General features: G+C 64.6%; 13 protein-coding genes. 9 read left to right on the forward strand and 4 right to left on the reverse strand.

The features are described 5' to 3' along the window. Positions 1–153: 153 nt before the first annotated feature. Positions 154–402: a type II toxin-antitoxin system Phd/YefM family antitoxin gene (locus tag KF886_13985; protein MBX3178466.1), complete on the forward strand. Its 249-nt coding sequence runs from the start codon at positions 154–156 to the stop codon at positions 400–402. A gap of 13 nt (positions 403–415) precedes the next feature. Here the strand turns inward: KF886_13985 and KF886_13990 are convergent, their stop codons facing one another. The 4 genes from KF886_13990 to KF886_14005 form a co-directional block, all read right to left on the reverse strand. After that, the gene (locus tag KF886_13990; GenBank protein ID MBX3178467.1) at positions 416–1,234 is read right to left on the reverse strand and encodes a hypothetical protein; all 819 of its coding nucleotides are present in this window, start codon (positions 1,232–1,234) and stop codon (positions 416–418) included. A gap of 13 nt (positions 1,235–1,247) precedes the next feature. Continuing rightward, on the reverse strand, positions 1,248–2,672 hold the full coding sequence (locus KF886_13995) for a sulfatase-like hydrolase/transferase (GenBank protein MBX3178468.1): 1,425 nt from the start codon (positions 2,670–2,672) through the stop codon (positions 1,248–1,250). Between the two features lie 395 nt (positions 2,673–3,067). Beyond that, positions 3,068–5,506, reverse strand: a complete 2,439-nt coding sequence (locus KF886_14000; GenBank protein MBX3178469.1) for a CehA/McbA family metallohydrolase — start codon at positions 5,504–5,506, stop codon at positions 3,068–3,070. Positions 5,507–5,835: 329 nt separating this feature from the next. Then, entirely contained in the window at positions 5,836–6,297 is a 462-nt protein-coding gene (locus tag KF886_14005) for a YbaK/EbsC family protein (GenBank protein MBX3178470.1), read from the reverse strand. Between the two features lie 250 nt (positions 6,298–6,547). On the opposite strand from KF886_14005, the gene KF886_14010 reads away from it, so the two are divergent. From KF886_14010 to KF886_14045, 8 genes are all read left to right on the forward strand, one after another. Further along, the gene (locus KF886_14010) at positions 6,548–7,798 is read left to right on the forward strand and encodes a Gfo/Idh/MocA family oxidoreductase (GenBank protein MBX3178471.1); all 1,251 of its coding nucleotides are present in this window, start codon (positions 6,548–6,550) and stop codon (positions 7,796–7,798) included. 118 nt (positions 7,799–7,916) lie between these two features. Next, positions 7,917–8,798 (forward strand): sugar phosphate isomerase/epimerase, encoded by an 882-nt coding sequence (locus KF886_14015; protein MBX3178472.1) that lies wholly within the window; start codon positions 7,917–7,919, stop codon positions 8,796–8,798. A 100-nt stretch (positions 8,799–8,898) separates the two neighbouring features. Next, the gene (locus KF886_14020) at positions 8,899–10,233 is read left to right on the forward strand and encodes a DegT/DnrJ/EryC1/StrS family aminotransferase (protein ID MBX3178473.1); all 1,335 of its coding nucleotides are present in this window, start codon (positions 8,899–8,901) and stop codon (positions 10,231–10,233) included. Positions 10,234–10,416: 183 nt separating this feature from the next. Next, positions 10,417–11,670: a hypothetical protein gene (locus KF886_14025; GenBank protein MBX3178474.1), complete on the forward strand. Its 1,254-nt coding sequence runs from the start codon at positions 10,417–10,419 to the stop codon at positions 11,668–11,670. A gap of 82 nt (positions 11,671–11,752) precedes the next feature. After that, the gene (locus KF886_14030) at positions 11,753–12,937 is read left to right on the forward strand and encodes an NAD(P)/FAD-dependent oxidoreductase (protein ID MBX3178475.1); all 1,185 of its coding nucleotides are present in this window, start codon (positions 11,753–11,755) and stop codon (positions 12,935–12,937) included. 107 nt (positions 12,938–13,044) lie between these two features. Continuing rightward, positions 13,045–14,442 carry an AAA family ATPase gene (locus KF886_14035; protein MBX3178476.1) on the forward strand — a complete coding sequence of 466 codons (1,398 nt, stop codon included), beginning with the start codon at positions 13,045–13,047 and terminating at the stop codon, positions 14,440–14,442. A 13-nt stretch (positions 14,443–14,455) separates the two neighbouring features. Further along, positions 14,456–14,998 carry a hypothetical protein gene (locus tag KF886_14040; GenBank protein MBX3178477.1) on the forward strand — a complete coding sequence of 181 codons (543 nt, stop codon included), beginning with the start codon at positions 14,456–14,458 and terminating at the stop codon, positions 14,996–14,998. 46 nt (positions 14,999–15,044) lie between these two features. After that, the gene (locus KF886_14045; protein ID MBX3178478.1) at positions 15,045–16,820 is read left to right on the forward strand and encodes a vanadium-dependent haloperoxidase; all 1,776 of its coding nucleotides are present in this window, start codon (positions 15,045–15,047) and stop codon (positions 16,818–16,820) included. Positions 16,821–17,046 lie beyond the last annotated feature (226 nt).

Consider the following 17,046-nt stretch of genomic DNA (forward strand, 5'->3'; position numbering starts at 1 on the left):
CATTCGTCCGCACTTCCGTTGCGGCGCGGGATTGTATCGTCGAGGAATCAAGCCAGCTTCATTCCGCTAAAGAATTACGAAATTTCTTGCTTGCGCCGTGGCGGTTCTTCGATTACAGTCTGGCCAGAATCATCCACTTGGGAGGCACAGGCCGTGGAAAAAACCTGGCAACTACAGGAAGCCAGAAACCACTTCAGCGAGGTCGTCGAACGCGCGATGACTGCGGGGCCCCAGATCGTTTCCCGTCATGGGAAGCCCGCCGTGGTTGTACCTTCCTGCGAGGCGTATGACCGCCTGACAGACCGCTCGGAAAGCCTCGTGGCGTTCCTGCGTGCGTCCCCGCTCCGCGGGCACGATTTGGAGCGCCAGCGTGACCTCCCGGCGGGCAGCCGCCCCGCGTAAGCGGCCCCCCAATTCACCCCAGCCGGTCGGCCAGGTCCATCGCCGCCTTGCGCGGGCTGGTGTTGTGCAGAAGGCTGCTCAGGTGCACCGCGTCCTGCACGTGGCCCCACTCCCACAGCGTGTCGATGTAGGTTTCCCGGGCCGCCTGGCTCAGGTCTTGCCAGCCCGGCGCGTTCACCTTCTCCAGCGGTTTCGACGGGTAGCGCGCCTCGAACCATTGCGCCGCCGCAAGCTCGCGCGGCGCCATCCAGTCCCACACGAGCCGGATCGTGTGCCGATCATGCAGCCGGACCGCGCCGACGATGTCCCGGCGGATCCCGATGCCGCTGCGGAGCCGCGGATTGCGCCGGATCTGCGCCAACCCGACCAGCAGTTGATCGGGCGCCGCGTTGCGCAGCGCGACGTCGAAGTAGGTGTAGTGGTTCTTGTAGCGGCCGTGCCGGTCCGGCAGCGTGCGTAGCTCGCGCACGCGCGAAATGGACGCAATGGCCTCGCGCGGCACGAAAAACACCTCCGGGGCGCCCTCGGCAAGCGGCGCGCCGGTATTCGATTGCAGGTTGATGTAAAGCCCGTTGTCCGCCGCCTTAATCAGCCAGTTCCGGCGGCCCAGCGCCTGGCGCAACCGCCACAGCAGCAGCAGGCCGGCGAGCAGCGTGACCGTCCCCGGCACCGCAATCAGCACGGGGTTGGTCGGCTCGCCCTTGGGGATGGCCGTGTACGCCGTGATGACCGCCATGATGACCGTCACCCAGAGCAGGCCGCGCCAGGCCGCGTTCTTGAAGACCTGGCCGATGCCCGTCTCGGGGACTTCGCTGTACGCCAGAAACTGCATGGCGCCCCGCTGCCTATTCGCCCGCGCCGGGCAACCGGGTGGCCCGCAGCGCCGCGTGGTGGTCGTTGATCTTCTCGCTCAATTCCGACCGGATCGCCGCATACGCGGGATCGTTGATCAGATTCCGCGTTTCACCCGGGTCGTTCTTCAGGTCGTAGAGCTCGTCCTGCCCGGGTCGGCGAAAGTCCCGCACGAGCTTCCACTCGGGCGTGCGGTACGCGCGCATATCGCAATCCGCGTAGTGGTGCATACCGTACTCCGCGTAGAAGCCGTTGTCCCACGCCATCGTCTTGCCCTTCAGCAGGGGCAGGAAATTACGCCCGTGGATCAGCGCCGCCGGGTCGGGTTCCATGCCGGCCATCGCCAGGAGCGTCGGGAACCAGTCGAGATTCGTGATCACCTCGTCCACCATCGCGCCGGGCGTCACCACCCCCGGCCACCGCACGATCGTCGGGAGTTGCATGGACGTGTCGAACATATTCGGACGCCGCCCGCTCGGGTGCGTGCCCTCCAGCGTCATCCACGATCCATTCCCCTTGTGGATCAGCCCGTGGTGGCCCACGTTGTACCCGTGATCGCTCGTAAAAATGACGGCCGTATTCGCCGCCAGCCCGGTCTCGTCCAGCAGCGCGAGGACGCGGCGCAGATTCCGGTCCACCCCCGCCACGCTCGCCAGGTACTCGCGCATCGTGCTGTCCAGCCGCGCGTGATCGAGGTTCGGCAGTCCGGGATCCGGCAGCGTAAGCGCGCGATCCTTCACATGCGCCTCGTCCGCTTCCGCCACGGGCTTCCACGGCGCGTGCGGCGCGCGGTAGTGCAGCGAGAGCACAAACGGCTGCCCGCTTCCGGCCGATTCCTTCAGGAAATCCAGCGCCTTGTCCGTCAGCAGGTCCGTGGTCAGTCCCTCCTCCTCGCGGATGACCCCGTTGTGCTCCAACTCCGGATTCACCACCTTCGCCCCGCCTTCGCGGAAACCGTAGAAGAAGTCATAGCCGAAATGCGCCGGCAGGTAGCGATCCTGCGTGCCCAGGTGCCACTTGCCCACCAGGCCCGTCCGGTAGCCGGCGTCCCGAAGCGCCCGTACCCAAGTCGGCAGCGACGGATCCAGCCCCAGCTGCGACTCGTCGCGGGTTCCCGGCCGCGGCCGCGGCATGATCCAGTCCGTAATGCCGACCTCCGACCCGTAGCGGCTCGCCAGAAACCCCACGCGCGACGGCGAACACACGGGCGTCGTCGTGAAGAAGTTGACGAACTTCGCGCCCTCCGCCGCCAGCCGGTCCATTGCCGGCGTATCCGCGTCGGGATTGCCCGCGTTCGTCATGGCCCACGGACCCTGGTCGTCGGTCATCACAAAGAGAATATTCGGCCGCGTCTTGGCCAGGGCGCCCGCCGCCACGGCGATCGCCACCGCAAGAAGCGTTGGTGGAAATAAGCGCATCGAAAAACATCCTTCATCCGGGTAGCCCACGGGAACATCGCTGCACGCGCCATTCTAAGCCCCTGGCCAATGATTCTACAAAGAGCGGAACCCCGCCCGAGCCGCGCCAGGAAAGTGGCGCCGAAACCCGGTTCGTACCGCGTCAATTCCTGGAAAAGCCAGGACGATATTCCAACGGGCGCCAACGTGGGTTAAGCTTCCAGCTTGACGCAACGCCCACTCCGGAACATGAAGGTCGCTTCACACTGGGACCAGCCGCCCTGATCAACCAAGAATTCCCTCCGGGTAGTGGCAAATCGCGATCCGCCTCATCAAGGCTCCGCAGGTTGCCCCAACCGGGACGGGCACGCGCCCTGTGGCGTTCGTGAGCCACGCGCCAGTCGCCCCCACCCCCATCACTCCGTATTGTCCACCGATTCCCGGATGGCCGCGTCGTACGCCCGCCGCGCATGCTCATACGCCGCTTGCGCCGCCGCCTTCTCTTCCGGCCGGATCTGCGGCTCCTTCATCTTCCAGCACCGGTCCACCGCCGCCCGGCACCACTCCGCGCTCCGCCGCGACGCGCGGATGGGTTTGTCGTCCACGATCACGTAGATCGGGTTCGTATGCGCGCTCGCCGTGATGCGCAGCGCGATCCAACTCGAATACGGGACCTCATGCGTGAACGACACCGGCCGCTCCACGCCATCCGCCGCAATCGCCTGCTCCCGCACGGGGTAGCCGTTCACGATCAGCTCCACCGCCACGTCGCGCGTGCCCGGGATGCGGCTCTTCTCCACATGCCAGTAGGGCCGCCCCTCGAAGCCGCCCTCCGCAATGCGCCGCCCGGCCTCGTCCCGCACCTCATTCAGATATGCCGCGACATCCGCCGTCACCGTGACCGCGCGCGGGCCATCGAGGCGCACCTCGTTCTTGTTCTGGCCCAGCTCCGTCTCGTCGACCCGGAAGTTGTAGATGTGCGCGCGCCCGTCCGAAACGTAGTTCGCGCCGTCCCGCAACTTGCCCGCAAACGCGTCGAAGTCCAGCGCGCCGTCGAGGCGGCTGTAGCTCCGCGCCATGCCGATCCGGTCGTCAAAGATGCACGGGAAGTCCGTCTCCCCGCTGATCGCCGTGCGGTACCCGCTGTTGAGCACGTGGTACCAGATATTGAGCTCCCAGTGCAGCGGCGTGTCGCCCGCCGAAATGAAATCCACCGCGCCATGCGTGACCGTCACGATGTACTCGTTCGCGCCGATCCCGTCAAACTTCGCCATCACGTAGTTCGGCAGTTCCTGCGTCGGCGTTTCCGGGTTCAGGCCCCAGCCGCTGTGCGAATAGCCCACGATGCCGCCCTGCTCCTGGCCCCACTGCAGCACCGGGAGCGTCCAGCTCGGCCACTGCTCGATGTACTCCGCGCCGGGGTAGTCGTCCTCCTTCAGGCGCAGCAGGCACAGGTGGCCGGCGTGGCTCGAGGGGAAGCCCGACACCTCCACGTCGTACCGGATCAGGTTTTCCGCCGTGGAGAGCGCGTTGACCTGGCCCTCGAAGAACGTCTTCTGGTGATACCAGCACGGGCCCCACGAGAGCACGCTCGCCACGTTCAGATCCTCGCCCATCGCCTGCCGGAGCATCGCCTCCGGGCGCACGCCGGCCTCCGGGCTCTCGTAGTGGCTGCACCCGCCGCCGTGCACGTGGTGGTCCAGGCTGTAGAAGCCCTTTTCCTTCATGTGGATCCAGCGCTCAAGCTGGAACGTCTCTGTATGCTCCGAAACACCGTCGGGCACTGTAATCGTCCGCGTGTGCGACAGGTACTCCGGCCCCCGCGTCCACGTAACGTCATAGGCGCCCGGCGGCAGGTACACGTGCTCGCCATCCGCCCGGTATACCTGCGGGTGGAAAAAGAAATCGGGAAACTCCGATTCCGTGGCCACGCGGCGCGAGGGCAGCGGATACACCCCCACCAGCGGCGGGCCCGTCAGCCCCTGCCGCGCCCAAGGCTCGTTCAGCGCCTTCCGGTTCCGGTAATCGGCGGGCAGATCGCCGCCGCCCGCATCGGCCAGGCGCTCGATGTTGTCGCGGATAATGAACGACGCCATCGCCGGCCCGCCGTCGTGATCCTTCACGCGCAGCGTGACCTTCACCGACGGATCGCAGTCGAACAGCACCGTCACCGCATTCCGGTAGCCGATGTCCTGCGATCCCTGGCCCACGTGAAAGCCGATCTTCGCCTCGCGCGGCCCCACCTGGTCCGTGTAAACCTGGAGCACCTTGTACTCCACCAGTATCCCGGAAAGATCCGCCGTGAGCGGGCGGTTCTCGTAAAACGCCATCTCCAGGTAGCGGTTCGCCACCTCGCCCGGGGTCAGCAGGTTTTCCTCGCGCGGGTTCGGCGCGCCCGTCGACTGGTGCAGCACCGGCGCCGCATTGGGCGACTCCCATTGCAGGGGCGCCCGCGTGCCCGCCTCGTTGTGCACCTTGATCAGGAAGCTCTTCCAGCCCCCCTGCTGCAGGCGCGCCGCCGCCGGCCCCCGCATCACCTTCACCCGCGCCTCGGGATTAATGTTCACCCCCGCCAGGCAGTAGGGGTCCAGCACCTCCTGAATCGCTTCCGCAAGCTCCGGGGTATGCGCCCGTTGCGACAATTCCGCAAGCCGCGCGGAGTCCGCCGGCGCCAGCGCGCTGCCCAGGTAGCGCAGCGCCTCCTCCAGCCGCACGCTCGACGCGACCAGTGGCTGCACCGGCGCATTCGGAATGACATCCAGCGGCGCGGCCACGGCCTGGTAACCGAGCAAAACCGCCAGCGCCGCCAGGGCCAGAAACCCGCGGCCCAGAAAAACAAAAAGGGAAGCGCGCATGAAACCGTCTCTCCAGTAAGTGCCACACACCAGGGTCCACTGCGACCAGACGTTAAGTATGCGTCACGCGCCAACGGGTTGCAAGCGCTTCCACCGACCGCGCAACAGGAGGCCGGACATTGTGCCCGGCACAGCGGACGCCCCCGAAGCCACCCCGCGAGCGGCCCCCGGGGACGCTGGCATCCCCGACCCGCAACAACCCCGACATCCCAAAGCACCCCGGGCCCGGCCCGAACGCCCACCAATGAAACCAAGCGGGGCGGTTTGCGGACGCGACCACACCGCGCCCGCAAGCCGCCCGACTTGCTATCACACCGATTCCCGCGGGCCTACGCCAGCATGCCGAAGGGGCGCGGGTGCGCGAGCCGCTCGAAATCCCGGTAGGACATGCTCATGACCTCGTCATGGCCGCCGGCATTGAACGCAATCGTGTCGTTTTGCGCGAGGTCCCGCTCGACGAAGACTTCCATGCCGTAGAGGTTGCCAAAGGGCGGCATGGCCCCCAGCTCGCATTCGGGGAAGGCTTCCTTGAAGTCGTCTTCGTGGGCGAGTTCGACGCGGTGGGCGCCGGTCAGCCGCTTGATGGCGTCCATACGCACGCGGTGGGTGGCCGGCACGACAATAAGCGCCAGGGAACCATCAATCTTCGCAACCACCGTCTTGGCGAGGCGGTGGCCCGAAATGTGCGTAGTGGCCGCGACCTCCTGCGCGGTGAACGCCGGATTGTGCCGCACGGTGAAGTACTTGATTCCGTTCTCGTCGAGCATTTTCTGGAGGGAGGAGGCGAGCATGAGAAATCTCCTTTCGTCCGGCGCCGGCCGGGCGGCCCGCACCGCTGGGCGGATACTGTGCGCCGCCGCGGCATTCTCGCTTCCGCATCCAGTATAGCACCGCCAGCCGCCTGCCGGGAGCCATTTTTACTCGGTTGGATTTCAGTTGCGCCAGCCGGAATAACGGCGTATACTTCCTTTAGTGACGCATGCTTCGCGGGGGAAGCATGTTGCTGTAACGAAGGCATGCGCCCAAACGGGGAGTATTGCCATGTCTTCGTTGTCTACCCGCCGCACCTTCCTCAAGTCCACGGCCCTGGCGGGCGCCGCCGTATCGATGACCGCGCGAAGCTATGCCCGCGTGCCCGGAGCAAACGACCGGATTTCCATCGGGATTATTGGATGTGGGCAGCGTGGGGCCCACGCGCACATGCCGGGGATTCACACGCACGCCAAGGCGGAAAACGTGGAAATCACCGCCGTGTGCGACCCCTGGCGCCAGAAGCGCGAGGCCGCGGCCGCAAAATGCAAGGAATGGTATGGCGCCGAGGCGCGCCAGTTCGTCTCGTACCAGGATCTGCTCGCGCTCAACGATGTGGACGCGGTGACGATTGGCTCGTGCGACCACCAGCACACGGCGCACCTGGCCGCCGCCGCCGAATCGAAAAAGGATGTGTACATCGAAAAGCCGCTGGGCAAGGATCTGGCCGGCGTCATCAAGGCCTGCGACGCCGCCGTTTCGAACGGGATCGTGGTGCAAGTCGGCACCCAGCTGCGGAGCATGGGGAGCATGGCCGGCGCGCGCGAGCGCTACCAGACCGGCGTGCTGGGGAAGGTAAGCCGGATCGAACAGTGCCGCAATGCCTGGCGCCCCTACTGGTACAGCCATATTGCGCCCGTGGAGGAGGCGGACGTGGACTGGAACGAGTTCCTGATGGATCTCCCGCCGCAACCGTTCAACGCGGACCGCTACAGCGCCTGGTACGGCTACCGGGAAACCTCCGACGGGCCGATACCGGGCTTCGCAAGCCACTTCCTCGATCTGGTGCACTACATCACGGGGGCGCGCTTCCCGGTGAGTTGCGTCTGCCAGGGCGGGACCTTCACCTGGAACGATGAACACGGTTTTACCGCCCCGGATCACGTGCAGGCCACGTGGATCTATCCCGAGGGCTTTCTGGTGAGCTACAGCACCAATTTCGGCAATGGAAGCGGGAATTCCTTCAAGATTTTCGGGGACCGGGGGGTCCTCGACCTGGTGGACTGGAACGATCCAATGCTGACGGGGGAGGGCGCGGGCCCGCAACAGGCCTGCGTGAGCGAGCCGGAGCGGGTGGCCTATATCGAGCGCCCCGATCACATGCTGGACTGGCTCCGGTGCATCCGGTCGCGCGAGACCACGCACGCGCCCATCACGGCGGGCTACCAGCACGCGGTGGCGGTGCTCATGGCCGTGCAGTCGTACGACACCGGCCGGCGCACCCTCTACGATCCCGAGTCGCGTACGATCCGGGAAGGCTGATTCCTCCCCAACACGGGGAGTCCAAACGAAACGTGGGGAAACTGGCGCATGCGGGCGCCGCACAGGCGGCTCCTGAACCGGCGCGCCGTAACACCGGTCATCCACGGGGAGAATGACCATGGCGTTTTTCTATTCGTCCCGCCCCTCCGGCCTTACCCGAAGACACTTCCTCGGCTGCGCGTCCGCGGCCGCCCTGGCGTTGCCCGCGCAGCTGGCCGCAGCGGGTGATTCGCCCCCCCGGCGCGCGCTGGCGTGCCGCCTGGCGAGTTATGGCGCCTATGAGGAGGCGGCGTGGACCCACCTGCCCGCCATCGGCGTTCGCCATATGTTTATGAACGTCCCCGAGCCCGATCAGATTGATGCGGTCGCGGCGCGCCTCGAGGCGCACAAGCTCGCGCCCGTAGTCATGCGGGGCGCGGCGGATCTCTCCACCCCGGAAAGTATCGGGATTCTTGCCGGGCAACTGGCGATCTGCCGCCGCTTCGGCGTTCGCTACATGTTTCTCTCGCCGAAGCACGCCGAGGCCCCCAGGGAGGTCGCCTGGGAGCACCTGCGCCGGGCGGGCGACGCGGCGGCGGAGCAGGACGTGATCATCGCGCTGGAAACGCACCCCGATCTCGGGACCAACGGCGCCGTCCACCTCGAAACGATGCAAGCCGTCGATCACCCCTATGTGCGGGTCAATTTCGACACCGGCAACATCACCTACTACAACCGCGACACGGACGCGGTGTCGGAGTTGAAAAAGATCGTGGACTACGTCGCCACGGTGGAGTTCAAGGATCACAACGGCGGCTTCGAGACGTGGACTTTCCCGCCCCTGGGGCAGGGCGTGGTGGATTTTCCGGGGGTGCTGGACGTCCTGAACGCTCACGGATACGCCGGCCCGATCACCCTCGAGTTCGAGGGGACCAAGGGCGTGGAGCTCGATGAAGCCCAGACCCGGCAAGCCATCGAAACCTCGGTCGCCTATGTGCGCAGCCTTGGAGAATTCGACTGACGCGACGCGCGGCCGCCCGCCCGCGCGGCGCCGGGCCGCCGGATCAACACGGACCGGAGCACCAGCCCCCAGAGGCCCTCCGGCCAGAAGGAACAGAACCATGCATACCAGCCAGAAACCCGGAACCATCCCCCATGTCACGCGCCGCGGCTTCATGAAAGCGGGCGGCGCGGCTATTGCCGGACTCACCCTCACCGGCGGCGCCTCCGCGGCCCCGCTCGAAAAGCTCGCCTTGGAAGGCGGCCCGAAGAGCGTGACCGTGGCCGAGGAAATCACCGCCGCGCTGACGCGGTGGCCCCGCTACGGCGACGCCGAGAAACAGGCGTTGCACGCGCTGATCGACAACAACAAATTCTATGACGAGCTTCCACTTTTCGAGGACGAGTGGAAAGCGTATACGGGTTCGCCCTTTGTGAAGGCGCACATGAACGGGTCAAGTGCGCTGACGAGCATGTATTTCGCGCTGGACCTGCCGCCCGGGAGCGAAGTGATGGTCCCGTCCTACACGTTCTTCTCGGCGTGCCTCGCGATGCGCTTCTCGGGGCTGGTCCCGATCTTCGTGGATATCGACCCGAAAACCGCCTGCTTTGACCTGGAAGATGCGAAGCGCAAGCTGACACCGCGCACCAAAGCGGTGGAGGTCATGCATTCGTGGGGCCTGCCCTGCGATATGGACCGCATCTGGGAATGGTGCAACGAGAAGGGCCTGATCACGCTCGAAGACGCCGCGCACGCGCACGGCGCCGCAATGCAGGGCAAGAAGATCGGCACGTGGGGCGACATGGCCATCTTCAGTTTCCAGACCACCAAAGTGATGCCTTGCGTGGAGGGCGGCATGGGCATGTACAAGACGCGGGAATTCTTCGAGCGCGCGGCCGCATTCGGCCACTACGAGGACCCGGTGAAATTCGCGGAGGACAGTCCCGTGCGCGCCTACGAGGGCACGGGCTTCGGCCAGAAGTACCGGATGCACCCCTTCGCGGCCGCCGTGTGCCGCCAGCAGCTCCAGGCGCTCGACACCACCAACGCCATGGTCGATAAGAACATCCGTGCGTTGAACGATGAGCTCGTGCAGCTCCGCGGGATTACCGAGCCGCATTGCCGCGAGGACCAGGAGCGCGTCTACTACTACAAGAACATGCTGCTCGTCGATTTCGCGGGCCTCGGCGTGGCGCGCGACAAGGTGCTGGCCGCGCTCAAGGCCGAGGGCGTGCAGGCGGATGTCTGGGACTACCCCGAACAGCACAAGCTGAAGATCTACAGCGAACCGCAGTGGTGGCATCACCCGCCCACCATCCCGGAATCCATGCCCGGCAACGCCTACGTCAACGGAAACCACATCTTTGTGCCCATCTTCTACGGCGAGGCGCCGGAACTGATCGCGCAGTATGTCAATGCCTTCCAGAAAGTCTGGAGCCAGTTGGACCGGCTGTAGGCTTTAGGCTTTAGGCTTTAGGCTTTAGGCTTTAGGCTGTAGGCTGTAGGCTTTAGGCTGTAGGGTAACTATAGTAAGGATGCTATTATGAAGTTCTTTCACAAAGGTGTTGTGATCTGTCTGGGGGTGGCCGCTTCATGTGTCTTCGCGGCAGCGGCGGACCCGTTTCAACCGGCGAACCGCATTACGGCGAAAACGTGGAACTCCGGGTTTGCCGATGCGCACGACTCCTACAACAGCATGGGCGCCGCGAGTGACGGCAACGTGTACTACGCGCTGAGTTCGACGCGCCATGACGTCGGCGCCCAGCTGTACCGCTTTGAGCCGGGCTCCGGAGTCATCACGCATCTCGGCGACCTCACCGAGGCCTGCGGGGAGAAGGATACAAAGACCCTGGTGCAGGGCAAGAGCCACAACGTGTTCGTGGAGGCGAACGGGAAACTGTACTTCGCGACGCACGCCGGCTATTACAGCATCATCGACGGCAAGGAGCAGATGGGCATCCCGCCGGAAGGCTGGAAGCCGTATCCGGGCGGCCACGTGCTCTCCTACGATCTGGCGACGGGCGCATTCGAGGATCTGGGCATCCCCCTGGCCAACGAAGGCATCCTCACCATGGCGATGGACACGGCCCGCGGCCGCATCTTCGGCATTACCTGGCCGGCGGGCCATTTCGTCCGCTATGACCTGGCCCAGGGCGCCTGGAAGGACTTCGGCCCCATCTCGGCAAAGGGCGAATCGGGCCAGGGCGCCGAGTACCGGACGCTGTGCCGCTCTATCGCCGTCGATCCGCGCGACGGTTCCGCCTATTACACCGTCTCCGAGGGCGATATCTTCCGCTACGACCACGCGAAAGACGCCATCGAGCCCGTAACCGGTGAAAACCTGCGCAAGGACTATTTCGGCCTTTACGACCCCACCTCCCCGGGGCATATGGCCTACAACTGGCGGCAGACCATCTGGAACCCGGTCGATTCGCAATTCTACGGCGTGCACGGCAACTCGGGCTACCTCTTCCGCTACGATCCAACAGCGAACCGCGTGGTCGTGCTGGATCGCATCACCTCCGAGGTTTCAAAGCGCAGCGGCATGTTCGATCAGTTCAGCTATGGCTATCTCGGCTTCGAACTCGCGCCGGACGGGCGCACCCTTGTCTACCTGACCGGCGGCCCGATCTACCAGGACGGGCGGCGCGTGGCCGGGAAGGAATCGACCGCCATGGGCGAGGCGAAGGGACTGGAGAACCTCCACCTGATAACGTGGGACATTCCCACGGGCCAGTACCTCGATCACGGCGCGATCTTCTATGAGAACGGCGATCGCCCGCTTTACGTGAACTCGCTCGCCATCGCGAAGGACGGCGCCATCTGCTTCCTGGCGCGGATCACCGAGAATGGCCACCTGCGATCGGATCTGGTGACGGTCCGGATACCGTAGCAAAACGCTTTGCAGCGGGGATGGGACGCCGCGTATGATCGGCGTTCCATCCTTTTCCTTTTGAGCCGATTCGCGTAATCCCATGACCCAATCCCACATCTACGAAGCCATCATTCTCGGCGCCGGCGCCGCAGGGCTCTTCTGCGCCATCGAGGCCTGCCGCCGCGGCCGCCGCGTGCTCCTGATCGAGCACAACGCGACGCCGGGCCGGAAGATCCGCATTTCCGGTGGCGGGCGCTGCAATTTCACCAACCTCAACACCGAACCCCCCCGCTTTTTCTCGGAAAACCCGCGCTTCTGCTACTCCGCGCTCGCGCGCTATACCCCGCGGGACTTTATCGCCTACGTGGAAGGCCACGGTATCGCGTGGCACGAGAAGAAACTCGGGCAGTTGTTCTGCGATGACTCGGCGCAGCAGATCATCGACGCACTGGTGGGCGACTGCGCCGCCGCGGGCGTGGACCTGCGGACGAATTGCGCAGTGTCGGGCGTGGAGAAGCCCGACGGCTTTTTCGTGCACACGGCCCACGGGACCTTTCAGGCGCCCGCGCTCGTCGTGGCTACCGGCGGGCTGTCCATCCCGAAGATCGGCGCCACGGGCTTCGGCTACCAGCTTGCGGAACAATTCGGCGTGCCGCTGATTCCGCCCGCGCCCGCGCTCGTGCCGTTGACGCTCCCCGAAACGGAGCTTGGGAGCCTGTCGGATCTGTCGGGCAACGCATTTGAAGCGGCGGTGACCTGCGGCGGGGCGCGCTTTGAGGAAAGTGTGCTGATTACGCACCGGGGCCTCAGCGGGCCCGCCATCCTCCAGATTTCGTCGTATTGGCGCGAAGGCGATCCGGTGCATATCGACTTGTTTCCGGGGGTCCGGCTCGAAGAGACCCTGCTGGACCAGAAGCGCGCACAGCCCCGGACCCAGCCCGCCGCGATCCTGCGGGAACGCCTCATGGCGCGTCTCGCGAAACGCCTCTGCGAACAACACGGCTGGCAGCGGCCCCTCGGCGAGACCCCGGATCGCGACCTGCGCGCCATGGCGTCCGCGTGCCAGGACTGGACCCTGCCCATCCGGGGCACGGAGGGCTTCGCCAAGGCCGAAGTGACGCGGGGCGGTGTGGACACGCGCGCGCTCTCGCCCAAGACGATGGAGGCCCGCGACGTGCCGGGTCTGTACTTCATTGGCGAGGTGATGGATGTGACCGGCTGGCTCGGCGGCTATAATTTCCAATGGGCCTGGGCCTCCGCCGCGGCCGCGGGACGGGCGCTTTGACGCTACCGATGTATTGAAGCACAAGCTACTATCACGTAGAATCAACGAAGCGCTCAAGAACACCTTCTGGAAACACTCCTGTCACGACGGCAGCGCCTGGATGCGACATGAACGTAAAGCTACGAAAACTGGGACCAATCGAGCAGGCGGAATTCGAGCTCGGTGACCTGACGGTAATCTGCGGCTCGAACAATACGGGAAAGACCTACGCCACATACGCCTTGTACGGTTTCCTCGACTTCTGGGAAGAAGCCTATGTCCCGCCGGTGCAAGAGAAAGTACTTGAGGCGCTTTATGCCAATGGAAAGGCCCGTATATCGCTTGCTCATTACGTGGAGCGCGCCCGGAAGGAATTGGACAGGGCGTCTACCGAGTATTCGCAGCTGTTGAGCGAGGTTTTTGCATCGCGGGAGAAGCTTTTCAAGGACTCATCCTTTGAAGCCCGGCTTGCGTCGAAGCCAGCGCCCGATTCTTCCTACGAAAAATCCACGTTGCGGTCGCGCGAGAAGGATGTCTTTTATATTGACCACGTTGAACCGGAATGGCTCGAAGTAGCCCTTTTGGTCGAAAAGGACAGCTCCGAGCTGATCCCCCCGAAGTACGTACTGGAACACCGGATCGGAGCGGCCATCAAGCGTATCTTGTATGGCCAGTTGATCCCGAGACCGTTTATCGCCAGCGCGGAACGAACGGGCGCCGCGATTTTTCGGAAGGAACTCGACCTGGCCCGGAATCGCGCATTGGACATGTTGAGTGACAAGACAGCGAAATTCGACCCGTTTCGCTTGTTGCGTGAGTACTCCACCGACTATGCGCTCCCCGTCAAGCGCAATGTCGATTTTACGCGCCAGATCGGCGAACTGGACAAGCAGGAGAGCGCACTTTCAAGTCGCCACCCGGACCTGTTGCGCAAATTCTCCGACATCATTGGCGGGACCTACAAGGTTGTGAAGGACGAACCGTACTTCATTCCCTCCGACAAGCGAAATGTCCAGTTAACGATGGACGAAAGCTCCAGTTCGGTCAGGTCCCTGCTGGACGTGGGCTTCTATCTACGGCATATCGCCCGCCCCGGCGAGCTGTTGATGATCGATGAGCCGGAATTGAACCTTCACCCCGAAAACCAGCGGCGGGTTGCGCGCCTCCTCGCAACCTTGGTCAACCACGGGCTGAAGGTGTTTATAACCACGCACAGCGACTACATTGTGAAAGAGTTTAATACGCTCATCATGCTGAACCATCATAAGGACGGGGTCCACAGTCTCATGCGGCAAGAGGGATATGCGGAGGACGAACTGCTCGACCCGGCCAGGGTTCGGCTCTACATTTCCGGAAAGCATACGCGGGCCGTGGATGGGAACCAGCGCAAGAGAAACGTTTTTACGCTCACCCAGGCGCACATTGATCCCGAGTTGGGCATTGAAGCGGAGAGCTTCGACAAGACGATTGATGATATGAACCGGATTCAGGACGCGATTCTTTACGGGGTGGAATCGACCGTGTGACAGGGGCAATACATTGCTCGAAGACCTTTTCAATGACGACTATTGCGTTTATCCCAAGGGCGGCGTGCTGGAGTTGACCGAGAAGGATCCGGGGTCGAAACTGCGCCAGGTTACGGTCAGGGGTGTTCCGGAAGGAGCCCTGGCCCTCCGTCTGGATACCGGTGATCTCGGCTATTTTCTGCGGCACGGCGCTGGAGAGCGCCGTTGCTGCGACTATATTCTCATCGTATACGAGGGAGAGCGCCAGCACCTGATATTCCTCGAAATGAAGTCCGAACATTTCGAAATGCGCCGTGTCCGGGAACAGTTTTTGGGGGCGGAGTGCGCCGTGGCATACTGCGAAGCGGTTCTCGAACGATTTCACGAAGCGCCAGAGTTTTTCGGCGCATTCGAGCGGAGGTACTTCGTCGTGCACCGGTCCCGATCCATACAAAAGCGAACCACACGACCCAGAAAAAATCCATATCTAGAAAATTGCCCGCACGACGCGCACAGGTATCCCTTCGCCCGCAGCGACAATCCGCAAATTCCCTTGCGCGCGCTCGTGGGCCCGTAACTCATCCTGTATAACCTCAGTCCGTAATCCTTGTAGAGAGCCTCCTTTGCGAAGCGTATATTGCCCGATCCGTCACGCCATCATCGCCGCCTGCGCGGTGCTGTTCCTTTCCCTGTCCGGTTGTCCGCTGCCCGGAGATCGCGCCGCAGATCTGAATGATATCGCCCAGACGTGGATGCGGCTGGCGCTGGATGCGACGCGCGCGAAGGATCAGGGGCCGACGGTGCAGGCGCGGAAGCTCTGGCACGTGAGCGCGACGATGTATGAGGCGTGGGCCGCCTACGACCCAACCGCTTCCGGCTATTTCACGGGTACGCGACTCAAACCGCGCGTGGGCGACCCGGCGATCGAGAACGTGGCGGAGACGCTGAGCCACGCGCTGTACCCGGTGCTGCGCGAGGGCTTCATCGCGCTGGCGGACGAGCCGCGCGGGTCGGCGGGCCACGCGGCCTATGCGGCCTTCAAACAGCAGATGATCGCCCTGGGCTACTTCACGCCTGCGGGCTTTCCCGTGAACTCGCCCGCGCAGGCGCTGGGCGTGGAAATCGCCGAAGCAGCGCTGGACTTTTGCGCGGCGGACGGCGCGAACGAGCCGGACGGCTACGTGGACACAACGGGCTACGTGCCGGCGAATCCACCGCTCGAAATGGACGGCCCCATGCCCGCCGCGCTCGACGTGAACTACTGGCAGCCCATTCGCCTGCCGTCGGGCGATGTACAGTCCTTCCTGACGCCGCACTGGTGTTTCGTGACGCCCTTCGCGCTGCCCCCGTACCGGGAGGACGCGCTCCGCATCGATCCCGGCCCGCCCTACCGTTACGGAAGCGATACGGAGGCGAAATTCATCGCGGACTTCATGGAGGTGGTGCGCTATGGCGCGGCGCTCGACCCGGAGACGGGCGCGGGGCGGGATTGGGTCAACATTTCACCCGGCGCGCGCGGGAACAACCCCTTTCCCGAGGACAGCGGCACGGGCCACGCGGAGAATCCGCATACCGGCGCGCCGTATGCGGACAATTATGTCCGGCGGGGCGACTACTACCGCGCGCAGGCGGCCTTCCTCGACGGCAACCGCTTCAACATGCCGGGGCCGTGGTGGTTTCAGATCGCGACCGATGTGCTTTCCGGATCGGGGCTGGTGGACCGTCCGCCCGCGAACAAGCCTGCGCGCCACGACCTGGCCTATGACGTAAAGCTCTATTTCGCGCTGGGCGGCGCGATGCACGACACGGCGATCGCGGTGTGGGATGTAAAGCGCCACTACGACTGGGTTCGCCCGATTACGGCAATCCGCTGGCTGGGCGAACGCAATCTGCTGCCGTTGGAGCCGGGCGTGGTCGAGATCATCGCGCCGGGCGACCCGCTGGCGGGCCCGGACCGCGAGAACGTGGGCCGCCAGAAGGTGATGGGCTGGCGCGGGCCACACGCCGGGGTGGGTTGGATCCTGCCTGAGCGCTGGATCCCCTACCAGCATCCGGACTTTGTGACGCCTCCCTTTTCGGCCTACACCTCCGGCCACGCCGCTTTCGGCTGGGCCTTCAAGGAAGTGATGGAAGCCATGACCGGGGACCGTTTTGCGCCCGGCGGGCTGATGGCGTGGGAGGTGTCCGAACTACCCTTCGACGCGCCGCTGGAGGCCCCGATCCGCCTGCAGTGGGCGACCTACCAGGACATCGCGGACGACAGCGGGCTCGGCCGCCTGATGTGCGGCGTGCATCCGGCGATCGACACGGCGGGGAGCCGCCCGATCGGCCGCACGTGCGGCGAGGCGGCGGTGGAAGAAGCCCGAGCGTACTTCGCGGGCGCGCGCGGCGGTGTGTAGGGGTGGGTGCAGTCTTTTACGACGCCTTGCGCCATCCGTTATGGGTGAAGACGGACGGCGGCTTCGCCGCCTGGCAGGCGAGGACGCCTGCGCTCCCAGCCTTTGACACTTCCTTATGTGGGTATGCGGTAATCTGGTTCGCGTGAGGCCGTTGTGGTGGCGCCGCATCGTAGATTTTCGAAGCAGGCGCCCGTGATACGGGGTGGTTGGGCGCTTTCGCGGCTGG

This window comes from Candidatus Hydrogenedentota bacterium, from assembly GCA_019637335.1.
Taxonomy (GTDB): domain Bacteria; phylum Hydrogenedentota; class Hydrogenedentia; order Hydrogenedentales; family JAEUWI01; genus JAEUWI01.